Source organism: Thermodesulfovibrionales bacterium, assembly GCA_035622735.1.
Lineage (GTDB): Bacteria > Nitrospirota > Thermodesulfovibrionia > Thermodesulfovibrionales > UBA9159 > DASPUT01.
In genome coordinates this window covers 1-11,470 of sequence record DASPUT010000163.1, presented here as the reverse complement: position 1 = coordinate 11,470, position 11,470 = coordinate 1, and the positions used below count along the sequence as shown (strand labels likewise).

General features: G+C 54.8%; 14 protein-coding genes. 5 read left to right on the top strand and 9 right to left on the bottom strand.

What is annotated here, in order from left to right:
- Both VEI96_08775 and VEI96_08770 read right to left on the bottom strand, forming a co-directional pair.
- A partial coding sequence (locus VEI96_08775) for a sulfite exporter TauE/SafE family protein (GenBank protein HXX58078.1) occupies positions 1-620 on the bottom strand: 620 nt, incomplete at its 3' end.
- A 99-nt stretch (positions 621-719) separates the two neighbouring features.
- A complete protein-coding gene (locus VEI96_08770) occupies positions 720-2,198 on the bottom strand; it encodes an alginate export family protein (GenBank protein HXX58077.1) in 1,479 nt (492 codons plus the stop codon).
- A gap of 396 nt (positions 2,199-2,594) precedes the next feature.
- Here VEI96_08770 and VEI96_08765 point away from each other — a divergent pair, with 396 nt between their 5' ends.
- The gene (locus VEI96_08765; GenBank protein ID HXX58076.1) at positions 2,595-2,966 is read left to right on the top strand and encodes a hypothetical protein; all 372 of its coding nucleotides are present in this window, start codon (positions 2,595-2,597) and stop codon (positions 2,964-2,966) included.
- Between the two features lie 147 nt (positions 2,967-3,113).
- On the opposite strand, the gene VEI96_08760 is transcribed toward VEI96_08765, so the two are convergent.
- Genes VEI96_08760 through VEI96_08745 form a run of 4 tightly spaced genes read right to left on the bottom strand, consistent with a single transcriptional unit; the run spans position 3,114 to position 5,719 of the window.
- Complete coding sequence (locus tag VEI96_08760) at positions 3,114-3,656, bottom strand: type I restriction enzyme HsdR N-terminal domain-containing protein (GenBank protein HXX58075.1); 543 nt, start codon at positions 3,654-3,656, stop codon at positions 3,114-3,116.
- Between the two features lie 9 nt (positions 3,657-3,665).
- Positions 3,666-4,073 carry a hypothetical protein gene (locus VEI96_08755; protein ID HXX58074.1) on the bottom strand — a complete coding sequence of 136 codons (408 nt, stop codon included), beginning with the start codon at positions 4,071-4,073 and terminating at the stop codon, positions 3,666-3,668.
- A gap of 17 nt (positions 4,074-4,090) precedes the next feature.
- On the bottom strand, positions 4,091-4,891 hold the full coding sequence (locus VEI96_08750; GenBank protein HXX58073.1) for a metal ABC transporter permease: 801 nt from the start codon (positions 4,889-4,891) through the stop codon (positions 4,091-4,093).
- A 12-nt stretch (positions 4,892-4,903) separates the two neighbouring features.
- Positions 4,904-5,719, bottom strand: coding sequence for a metal ABC transporter ATP-binding protein (locus VEI96_08745; protein HXX58072.1), 816 nt, complete (start codon positions 5,717-5,719; stop codon positions 4,904-4,906).
- Positions 5,720-6,030: 311 nt separating this feature from the next.
- Here VEI96_08745 and VEI96_08740 point away from each other — a divergent pair, with 311 nt between their 5' ends.
- Positions 6,031-7,245 carry a cation:proton antiporter gene (locus VEI96_08740; protein HXX58071.1) on the top strand — a complete coding sequence of 405 codons (1,215 nt, stop codon included), beginning with the start codon at positions 6,031-6,033 and terminating at the stop codon, positions 7,243-7,245.
- Between the two features lie 53 nt (positions 7,246-7,298).
- Here VEI96_08740 and VEI96_08735 read toward each other — a convergent pair whose 3' ends face one another.
- Both VEI96_08735 and VEI96_08730 read right to left on the bottom strand, forming a co-directional pair.
- Positions 7,299-8,465, bottom strand: coding sequence for a hypothetical protein (locus VEI96_08735; protein ID HXX58070.1), 1,167 nt, complete (start codon positions 8,463-8,465; stop codon positions 7,299-7,301).
- Between the two features lie 235 nt (positions 8,466-8,700).
- On the bottom strand, positions 8,701-9,228 hold the full coding sequence (locus tag VEI96_08730) for a hypothetical protein (protein HXX58069.1): 528 nt from the start codon (positions 9,226-9,228) through the stop codon (positions 8,701-8,703).
- Positions 9,229-9,374: 146 nt separating this feature from the next.
- On the opposite strand from VEI96_08730, the gene VEI96_08725 reads away from it, so the two are divergent.
- Positions 9,375-9,920 (top strand): NUDIX domain-containing protein, encoded by a 546-nt coding sequence (locus VEI96_08725; protein ID HXX58068.1) that lies wholly within the window; start codon positions 9,375-9,377, stop codon positions 9,918-9,920.
- Here VEI96_08725 and VEI96_08720 read toward each other — a convergent pair.
- Entirely contained in the window at positions 9,893-10,528 is a 636-nt protein-coding gene (locus tag VEI96_08720) for a radical SAM protein (protein ID HXX58067.1), read from the bottom strand. The genes VEI96_08725 and VEI96_08720 overlap by 28 nt on opposite strands.
- A gap of 106 nt (positions 10,529-10,634) precedes the next feature.
- Here VEI96_08720 and VEI96_08715 point away from each other — a divergent pair, with 106 nt between their 5' ends.
- Together VEI96_08715 and VEI96_08710 are read left to right on the top strand one after the other, a co-directional pair.
- Complete coding sequence (locus tag VEI96_08715; protein ID HXX58066.1) at positions 10,635-10,883, top strand: hypothetical protein; 249 nt, start codon at positions 10,635-10,637, stop codon at positions 10,881-10,883.
- On the top strand, positions 10,867-11,470 hold a 604-nt coding region (locus VEI96_08710), incomplete at its 3' end, for an ABC transporter ATP-binding protein (GenBank protein ID HXX58065.1). The genes VEI96_08715 and VEI96_08710, both read left to right, overlap by 17 nt.

Genomic DNA, 11,470 nt, shown 5'->3' with positions numbered 1-11,470 from the left:
CAGACCACCTGCCCGGAAAACAGGAAGAAGATCGCGGCCGCGATATTAATGCTGAATGAAATCGCCTGCTTCAGGGCATTGAGGCGCGTAAGCGAGTCTTCCAGTACAAGCCCGAGCACCGCGAGCACGATCACGCTCACCCCGGCACCGAAGTAGCCTCCGTAAACAGCGGCGGGAAGGACCGGAAATACCGCCCAGGCATCATGGAGTGTAACGGTGCCGGAACGGCCTGCACGACGTGTCACGAATGCGCGCAACGTATCCTGAGCGGCTAACAGTCCGACCGCGAAAAGGATAAGGAACGGAACAAGTCTGCGAAATAGCTGATCACCCGAGTGTATGAGTAATAAGCCGCCGCCAATGCCGCCCACCACGCTTACCGGCAGCAGGATCCAAAGCCGGAGCGATTGGCCGCGCAGGTCCTTCATCTGAGCGAAGGTCGCACCCAGATACCCGGGACAGAGGGCTACGGTATTCGTTATGTTGGCCGCAACTACCGGGACGCCGACCGCGGTGAGCATCGGAAAGGTGATGAGTGTCCCCCCACCAGCGAGCGCATTCACCGCTCCTCCCGCAACAGCCGCTAACCCGACCACGATGAAATCCAGTCCGCTCATCATCACCTCCCCCTCTATTGGGAACAATCTAAATACGCCGGAATCTCACAAAAAAGGCGGGTCGGACGACCCGCCTTTCGGGCTGTGATCGTTGCGCCGGGATCAGAAGTCGAGCTGGATTCCTGTCCTTGCCGCGTAAGCGTTATCGACGCTGCTTCCCAACGGTTGTTTCTGGACCGCCTGTACCGTCTCCCAGAAGTTCCCCGCGAAGAGGTACCCGCCCTCTACCCACCAGTTCAGGTTCCTGTCAATCTTGTAGTTGAGCTTTGCGTCGACTTCCCAACCGATATCTTTGCTGCTCTGGCCGCCGGTCGGAAAGATCAGCGCGGAGACCTTGTTGGCATGGAGCCAGTATAACGACAGGTAGCTGTTCAGGTCCTTGGCGAGTTCGGCCGCCCCGCCGAGCTTCAGATACTGGGTGTTGCAGATACCGCCGGACTGCTGGCCGCATGCGTTCACGGTGCGGTATTCATAGACGTAAGTGAAACGCTGGTCATTGCCGAGAGAGGTGATGAATGCAGGAACATTTTGAGTCGTTGCGCTGGGGCCGCTTCCGTATGCCCACTCAAGAGAGAGCGTGACGGGATCGAGTTTGTAGCTGCCCCCCAACATCGCCGCCCAGCCCGTGAAATCAGCCTTGCCGTTCGGGCTGGCATTGTCAATCTTCCCTGCCTGAAGCTCTCCGTCTCCCTTCAGAGCGAAGCCGTCGATATTGGCGTTGAGGTGAAGCCCGAAGTTCCAGAAGTGGGTCGGGCTGTTCGGGCCTGGGCCGTTGGTATAGAAAGGCCCCGGAGGAAATGAAGGCGCGGCAGCATTAAATGCACCGGGAACCGTCGCGGCTGTACCGAAAGACCGCTGGTCGTCTATGAAGGTGGCATCAAACGCCGCAGACCAGGTTTTTGGAGCGTAGTTGAGGACGAGGACATAGGCGTTGGCATCGTCGTTCTGGACCGTGTTGCCTTCCCTGAACTTTGCGGTCCATGCGATCACATGGAAGTCCTGAACAGGGTCCATGAAGAACAGGATGGCGTCATCACCGAACTTAGAGTGGTCTAAGAAGATGCCGTTACCGAGCATGAGAGGCATGTGGCCGACCTTGACCCCCGCAGGTACCCCGAAGAGGCCTGTTCCGGAATACTGGATCCAGGCCTGCAGAACAGAGAGAGGACTGTGTTTGGCATTGCCGGCCACATAGAGACCCGTCGCGTACGATGTACTAACATTGGGATTGCTGCCATAGTTGCCCCAAATATTGAGGTCCGGAGCGATGCTCGACGTATTCTCATTGGTTGATTCGAGCTGTATCATACCTATCGTGTTGGGGGTAATCTTGGCCTCGACCGAGAGCCTCACTCTCTGATCGGTGTATGCCTGGTGATCAGGGATATTGCTGTTAAAGTCCCGGGTGTTCTGTTGTACCTCGGCCCTGACCCTCACCTGACCGCCGATCGTGATCTGGGTGCCGCCGGTTGCGATGACCGCCTGTGTCTCCGAAGGGATCTCGGCGTGGATAGCAAAGGCGCTCTCGGCAGAGCCAAGCAAGAGCAATATGCCTAATAAAATTACCAAATGATATTTCACTTCCTAACCTCCTCTGGTTAGTTCAGTGTTTCTTCCGCCAAAGGCGGATGCGCAGTCGACTATCCGATTCTTACGATTCTCCTCTATCCCCTTCCTATCAGCTTCCTTCCCAGTCCCTTCTGTTTCATGGTGCATAACACAATGGTAGCAGAAAAATATAATTTAGCAAGGGGTCTGGGGGATAACGAAAGGATAAAAAAGATTCTTGTATCAAAAAAGAGAGTGATACCCAGCAAGAGGGAGATTTTATGATTTTTCTAGAGTGGAATCGCTCAGAAAGGGACCAGAATGCCTAGTATCTGAGTTGCATATATGTGCAATCAGCTATATGATTTAAATAAGGAAAGGAGAAGAATAGGTTACACAGAGAGTACGATAATGAAGGGGGTGGAAATTATGTTCGGCAGAATAAAGATAAACACGGCGAATCTGACAGGAGTGTTCGCGATGGTGATTGCGGCGCTTTTCCTGGTATCTCTCGCAACTCAGGTCAACGCCGAGGAAAGCAAGGCCAACATTAGGGGAGAGGTCGTAGCGGTCGACCATAATGCGGGAACGGTGACCCTGAGGTCTCTCGATAAGGACACCTTCACATTCAGTATGGATAAAGGGACGAATGTGACGAGCTGTACCCAGAATATGATCTTCAGAGATATTGGTGTAGGAGAAAAGGTTACCGTAACATATCACGAGGCAGCGAACAGGTTCGTTGCGGACGTCATAGACATTGAGCCGGTTGCGATCGCTTACGCATGCATTGACGAATGAAGAAGAACCGATTGGAACACCCGTCGGGGTGATAGAATAAGCGCCGAAGTTGTGAGGCGCTTTTTCTTTGGACCGTAACTTCAGACGACTGTGTCGCGGCCCTGACCGAGAGAACAGTCTGGAAGGAAAGAAAAGTGTCCGATGAACCTACTCGCAGGACTCCTCAGTGCACTTGATCGATTCAAAGGCGAGGAGGATCCGCTTCTCCTTTTCCATCCTCTCCGCGGGATAGGGAATGAGTTCCGCCGTCTTGACGACATCCCTCGCCTGAGCAGCCTCGGGTATCGAATCCAGACCTTCGGAGACGAGTTTACCCGTAATGGTATCGAGCAGTCGTGCCTGAAACCCGTCAGTAACTAAAGCATAGGGGATCTGATACGCATCTACAACCCTCGCGAAGGATATGAGATGCCTCTCTCTCGATTCGAGCGCCCCGGGAGAGCACTTTATCGCCATGAACCTCTTCCCCCCGATCTTCATGAGATAGTCAACCGCTGTCCTCTCGGTCCTGCCATCCACGGTGATATCAAAGATTCGGTCCGTCTCTATCTCCTCCCGGGAGTACCCCTTTTCTCCAAGAAGGTATTCGAGGACGATCTCCCGGATGAGGGAAAGGCTCATGACCGCCCGCTCTTCGGTCTTTCCTATCTTTTCCCGGATCAGCTTCTCGCGATCAAAAGCCTCGGACACAGTCCAGCCTCAATGGAATGACTTTTCTTTCATGAGCACCACCGGAAGGGGTGTGGAATGCACCATGACCCCGTCGATGTAGTTCTCGATCCAGTATGTCCCGGGCTCCCTGAATTCGATATTCAGATGAACCGATACGTCTCTCTGCTTATACCGCGCGTCCGCGAGCCGCAGGCGTGTCTGCGTTTCCCGAATGACCATCCTCTTGTCGGGCGAGAGGATCCGTAGGAGCGCATCGAAGTCCCCGCATCCGTCGACCCATTCGTTCAGGACGACGAGTCTCGGGTGGACAGCCGGAAAATGCGAGGCATAGATGTTCTCGAAGAGTCCCATGAGGCTAATCTTCCCCCCGACCTCCTGACGGACGTCATCGCAGATGAGGGTGAAATTCAGAGATGGTTTTGTCTTCTCCGTCATGGGGTATTATACCGGAATCACCTCAGAATCTTCGCGAGAAAGGAAGCCGCGAAGAAGAGCGAGAGGACCATCACAATCGTCCCTCCCGGGGCGAGGCCATAGACATAGGAAGCGACCAATCCTCCCATTGTTGATAAAACGGCGATTACGCAGGAGATGGCGAGCATGCCGTATAGCCGCTGAGTTAGCATCTTTGCAGCCGCCCCGGGGATGACGAGCAGCGCCGAGATAAGTATTATCCCAACCACCTTGATCCCGATCACGATCGCGATCGCCATGGAGATAAGGAAGATCGATTTGATGAGCCTTACCGGTACCCCGTTCACGACGGCGAGTTCCTCATTGAACGTGATAAAGAGGAGGTCCTTCAGGATGACCGCAAAGATAAGGATGACCGCTGCCGCCATCGAGACAGCCAGCCACGCCTCACCGCTGCCTATCGCGAGGATGCTTCCGAAGAGATATCCGAAAAGGTCCACGGTGTAGCTCTTCGAGAGACTGATGAGCAGGACTCCCATAGCCATCGAGGCCGAAAAGAATATCCCTATCGCGGTGTCCTCGGCGAGCCTTCCCTTGCTGCTCACGATCTCGATCGCAAAGGAGACGGCGACGCAGTAAACGAGGGCCGTCGAGAGGGGGTTTATCCCTAAGAAAAATCCGATCGCGACCCCGCCGAAGGCGGCGTGCGATATGCCCGACCCGAGAAAGGCTACCCGCCGGAGAACGATGAAGACGGATATGACCCCCGCAAAGACCGCCATAGCGATACCGGCGACGAAGGCCCGCTGCATGAAACCATACGATAAGATATCTCCCATGGTTTCTGCCGGCTACCTCTCCCCGGGCTGGAGCCTCTCGCATTTGTCGCAGAGGTGATCGTGCATCAGTATGCCCATGCTCTTCCCATAGAGTCCCTTGAGCACCTCCTCATTGAAGGCACCGAGAGGGTTCCCCTGATAGTGGAGCGTCCTGTTCAGGCAGGCGATCTCATCGACATAGGCGGTTATGACGCCGATATCGTGTGAGACCATGATGATGCTCAGGCCGCTCCGCTTCTGTAACCCCTTCAACAGGTGGTAAAAGTCTTCCTGCCCGACAACATCGATCCCGGTGCTCGGCTCGTCTAAGATGAGTATCCGGGGGTCCCCGATGAGGGCCCGGGCGATCGATACCCTCTGCTGCTGGCCGCCGGAAAGAGCGCCGAAGAGATGGCCTTCATACCCCGCCATGCCGAGGGTCAGGAGCATCTCTTCACCCTTTTTTTTCTCTTCCCGGGACGAACGCCTGAACATGCCCCGTCTCCCCTGAAGTCCCATGAGCACGACATCGAGGGCGGTCGCCGGAAAGCTGGCATCGACGCTGAGATGCTGGGGGAGATAACCGTAGATCCCCGTCCTCGCGATCTCCTCCGGCCTCTTGCCGAAGACCCTGACCTCGCCCGATGCCGGCCTCACGAGGCCGAGGAGGACCCTGAGGAGCGTCGTCTTCCCGCTACCGTTTGGCCCGACGATCCCGAGGAAAGTGCCCTCATGAAGGGTGAGATCAATGCCGGAGAGCACCTCCTTACCGCTCAGGGAGACGGTGAGCTTCTCTATCTCCACCGCTCCGGGTGGGGAGTCTGCGGGGCGCACTGGTACGCCATTCATCGTATCGCCTCCTTGAGAGTGGAGAGATTGTCCTCCACGGCGCAAAGAAATGGCAGCTTCGGTTTCATCATCGGTCTGGAATCTATTCTAGTTGCGGATACGGATAAATTCAACTCTTCGTTGAATCTCCAAGTCACTCCGGCGCTGCCCTCGCTCACAGCGGAACGGTGGACGGTTGATAATTAGGAGTGGGTATGGTACTGTCAAAAACGCTAAACGGAATGGGGAGGCAGAGGTGACTATGATCGTCTGTTCGGATAGGCTTTTCAGTTGCGCTCATTCACGCCATAGAGAGGTGGAAAGGCGATAGGATGCATGAGTATCCCATCTTTATCTTCGCTGCGCTCTTAATATTCGTATATGGTCTGTTTTCGCGCCTCTCGGAAAAATCTCCTATTTCCGCGGCAATGGTCTTTGTATCGGTCGGCATCTTAGCGGGACCGCTCGGCCTCGATCTCGTCGAGGTCGGCCTGAAGGCTCCTGCGGTGCGCGTGATCGCGGAAGTCACTCTCATTCTCGTGCTTTTTATCGATGCCTCGACGATAGATCTCCAATCGTTGATTCGGCGCAAGGGGCTGCCGTTTCGGCTGCTCTTCGTAGGTCTCCCTCTCACCATGGTTCTCGGAGTGATACTGGCCCTGCCTCTCTTTCACGGCATGAGCATCTGGGCGATAGCCCTCATGGCATTTATCCTTTCTCCGACGGATGCGGCCCTCGGACAGCCCGTCATCACGAGTCCCCTTGTGCCGGAAAGGATAAAAGAGGCGATCAACGTCGAAAGCGGACTCAACGACGGTATAGCATTACCGCCCGTACTCGCGTGCATCGGAGCCCTTTCGGTCATCCCGGCTGAAAGGACGGACATGCACTACTGGATCGGCTTCACCATGAAGCAGTTCTTTTTCGGCCCGCTCCTCGGTGCGTTCGTCGGATGGCTCGGCGGGTTGCTTGTGGAAAAGGCCTCGAAGAGGGGTTGGATGAACCCGACGTTCCAGCGCCTCGCTGCATGGTCACTGGCGCTCATGGCCTATGCCCTTGCGGAGAAGTTTCACGGCAATGGCTTCATAGCCGCGTTCTTCGGCGGCCTGATGCTGGGCGTGCACACGCCGGCAGTGCGTGAGCGAATCCACGAGTTCGGAGAGGCAGAGGGGCAACAGCTGGCGCTGTTTGTCTTCCTCTTATTCGGATTGGCTGCGGTACCCCGGGCGATAGGGTTTTGGGACTTTGCAGCGTGGACATACGCGATCCTCAGTCTCACGGTCATTCGCATGCTTCCCGTCGCCCTGAGTCTGAGGGGGACAAAGCTGTCACGGTTCTCTGTAGCCTTTATCGGATGGTTCGGCCCCCGTGGAATCGCATCTGTGCTCTATCTGCTCATCGTCGTAAACGAACTCGGATTGGATGGGTACGAGAGGATGCTGTCGGTTATCGTGCTCACGGTACTGCTCAGTGTCTGCCTCCATGGGATTACGGCGGTGCCTCTCTCGCGTTTGTATGCCGATCACAAAGGAGATCGTGGAAGTTAGAAAAAGGGAGAGAGAGGAGACTACCTCCTCATCCCTCCGCCAAAGGAAAATCCTCAGCGGTGGCCGAAGGAACTTCTGCCACCGCTGAAAGAGCTGACAGAATGAGAGGCCCGCAAGCCTCCGGACGACGCGTTGAATGATCTCGACCCGCTGGAAGCCATAGTAAATGACCTCGTTCCCGAAGAGGACGGGGCAAAGGATCTGCTTGACCTATACGCAGACTGACTGAACGGGCTTCCAACCGAGGAACGTGAACCCGCGTAGACATTACCGCCCGGGTTTCCTGAAGTACGTCGCACCGAGGACGCCACAGGGGTGCTTCCCCTTGACACAGAGCCCGATACCCGTCCGTTCGAGGAAGCCGATACAACAGAGCCGCTTCCTCTCGTTATCCCCGTACTTCTGCTGTTATTGAAGATAGCCTGCGCGCCCCTCTGAGCTGAAGGAGTCGTCCATCCGGTCCCGGTTCCGCTCGAAAAAGTCCCACCGTGCGCTCTCGTCACCGGATTAATTCTCGACATGCTACCGGTCCCCGGATCGCGGAAGTGGTTGCTCACGAATTCTCCATGTCCGTGAAATCCTCCATGTCCGTGAAAGTGGCCATGCCCATGCACGCCTATGTTAAAGTCTGCCAGGACGAAGAAACCGGGAAACCAGAAGTTCCACCACCAAAACGGATAAGGAACCCAGGAGTAGAGATATGCATAATCGGGAGGAGGAGCATAATAGGTAACCGCGGGAGGCCCCTGATCGTAATAATAGTCGTTTATTGCCGAAGGGTCGTCATAAGCGGGTCCGGACGCGTAGCTATCACCTTGGCCTGACGTGTCGGCCCTTACAGGCAAATTATTGCCTGTTATCACTTCCTGGAACGTTTTCAGGGCAGCATCTCTCCCTAACGGTATCTTGCCTGAGTCTGCCGCTTTCCCTACCGCAGTCTGCAACTCGACGGCGATATCCGGTGTTACGGGGTAATCGGCAATCCAGCCATTAGCCGGAGCGATACCGGCCGCGCTCAACGCACTCTCCGCCTCAGCCTCGTTCGCCGGTTTTCCGATCTGTAAGACCTCAGTGAGTTGCATCGCTAAGGCCCCTTCCCGCACGAGAGGCTGCGACACCGGAGGATTTCCCGTTGACGCCTGGTATGTCTCCCCGGTGACCAACACCGGCGCGAGAAGAAATGTCATTAGCATTATTAATATAATCGATAAGATTTTCATCTTGCTCCTCCTTTCTCTCCGCAGGAGCATTGTTTCACACATCTCTAATCCTATAATGGTACGAAATTGCGACATCCACAACTTGCAAAAGCCTTGAATGCCGCTCATGGGCAGCGTATGAAGGTACCCTTAGGCGGAAAATGATTGTGTTTTCTTCTTTCTTTAATCCTGTTAGCCGTAGCTCGTTCTTTATGCGCTTTTTATCGTTGCGGAGAATTGCGTCTCCGGAAAGTTCCTATCTGCCGCTGCCGCCCTGTCCGGCACCGATTCCGTCACCCCCGAAAAGAAGTCTGAGTATTCGCGGCTTCAGCTTTATGACTACCTTTACCTTCCCGTCCGGTTTCAGCCAATAGTCGATATCCATGACATCCGATGTTCCATAAACAATGGCGTCGTAGAAGGGCCTTACTTCATAGCCTATCGTCCTGTTCTCCGGATCGAGGATCCTGCTGAAGACGATGCGCCAGAACGTGGGAGGCCAGCTCACAAATTTTTCGGCCCCTTCGATCGCCTCCCTGGCCGGCACATCCTTCACAACACGGAAGTCGAAGTCCGGAGCGTAGGGTTCTAAAGTATAACGATCTCCTGCAACATCAAGAATCGCCACGTTCTCAACGTCAGAGAGATAACTGCTCCCATAGAGTATCACGTCGAAGGTACCGGTGACATCCGCCGGGTTCGCCTCTTCAGTCCTCAGATACTTCGACGAGGCGCACCCACTCAGCAAGAGTCCAAAAATAATTATCGCTATTGTGCTCTTCATAATTTTATTTTACTGCGCTCCCGGAGAACTTACAAGAAATGAGCGGGACGAGCGGAAAATCATCGGCAGACAATCCCTCACTCCGCTTCTTTACAGAGACTAAGAAGACGATCTTTACCTTTTCCCCTTTCCCTCTTAGAATAGTCGTGGAACTGCGAGCCATGAAACAGGAAGAATATCTCGAAATAGTAAATGACGAAGGCGAAGTCATCGGCACAGCGCCGAGGTCCGAGATTCATGGGAATCCATCCCTGATGCATCGGGTAGTTCACGCTCTTCTCTTCAACGGTCAGGGCGAACTGCTCCTCCAGAAGCGGTCGCAGAAGAAAGACGTCGCACCCGGGAAATGGGACACCTCGGTCGGCGGCCATGTCTCGCCGGGGGAAGAGCTCAGTGTCGCCGCGAAGAGGGAAATGGAAGAGGAGCTCGGCGTAGCAGGTTACGACCTGGATTACCTCTATTCTTACAGGCACAGCAATCCTTATGAGACGGAGCTTGTTTCGACCTATCGCTGTATCTATGACGGCACTCTGGACCGCATCTCTTTTAACCGGGAGGAGATTGACGAGGTAAGGTTCTGGAGTCTGAAAGAGGTACAGGAGATGCTGGGGAAACAGATATTGAGCGACAACTTCGAAGACGAATTCAGGACCTATCTTTCCTATCAGACACCCCGGGCCTCGGGACCGTAGATGTATTTGTGTATCTGAAGGTTCATTCTCACCGGAAGCCTATCGTACAAGATCCACCGGGAAAGGCTCTCGGGGGAGAGGAGGCCGTAGGCAGGTGACAAGAGAATCTTGCATCGGTCAAAGAGCCCGTTGGTCTCCAGAAAATCCTTCACCCATTCGTAGTCTTCCCTGTCGGTGACGACGAACTTCAGCTCGTCGCACTCTCGTAAATGGGAGAGATTACCGAGGTCCATTTTTCCGAACATCCCGCTCTTCGGCGTCTTGATATCCATGATGACGACGGCGCGTTTATCGACATCCCTGATGCTTACGCTGCCGTTTGTTTCGAGAAGGAGCGTAAACCCATGGTCGAGCAGCCTCGTGATGAGGGACAGGACTTCTTTCTGGAGAAGAGGCTCGCCTCCGGTGATCTCGACGAGCCGCAACCCGTACCCTCTCACTGCGTCGAAGACCTCATCCTCGGACATCTCCCTGCCTTCATCGTACGCATAGGTTGTGTCGCAGTAGAGGCACCTGAGGTTGCAGCCCGTCAGCCTGACGAAGACCGTGGGCAGACCCGCATAACTCGCCTCCCCCTGAATGCTCGCAAATATCTCGCAGACTCGCACGATTTTTCAAAATATCATTTTGGGGCCGGTTCTGTCAAAATTCCGCAGGGTTTCCTAATCAGCCGTCTTTCTGCTAAACTTTCCCCATCTATGGAAAGGGACTCGTATGTTTAAACTGATATCGAGACTGGTCTTCCTTGTGATTCTCGTCCTGGTCGCCTTCATCGTCTTATCGATATACAGCGGAGGCGAAAAGATCAGGTGGTTCGGGAGAGAAGTCGAGCATGAGAGCAGAAGGCTCGGAGAAACGGCCGACAAGATTAAAGAAAAGAGCGATAAGATTACGAAGGGAATGAAGACGACGAGGGAAAAGGTAGACGACCTGACAGGCAGGAAAAATGAACCACCTCGTTGAGGCCAGAGGGATAGAGAAATCCTTTTACGTCCTGGCCGGAGAACTCAAGATACTGAGAGGCGTTGACATCTCCCTAGAGGAGGCCGAGGTCGTCGGGATCGTCGGCGCGTCGGGCGTCGGCAAAAGCACCTTTCTCCATATCCTCGGGACGCTCGACCGTCCAACAGCGGGAAGGGTCATCTACGGGGGCACCGATGTCTTTTCGATGGATGCCGCCTCCCTCTCCTCATTCAGAAACAGCACGATAGGGTTTGTCTTCCAGTTTCACCATCTCCTTCCTGAATTCACTGCAATAGAGAATGTGATGATGCCCGGCATCGTCTCATCTCAGGACCGCCGCGAGCTGAAATCACGCGCCGAAAAGATACTCTCCGAACTCGGCCTCTTCGAAAGGAAAGACCACCGACCGGGCGAACTGTCGGGAGGAGAGCAGCAGAGGGTCGCCGTCGCGAGGGCATTGATCCTTGACCCGAAGGTCGTCCTTGCCGATGAGCCGACAGGCAACCTCGACACGGCGACAGGAGAAGATCTCTTCAACCTTCTCTTGCGATTGAACAGGGATAGGGGAATCACCTTTGTGATAGTCA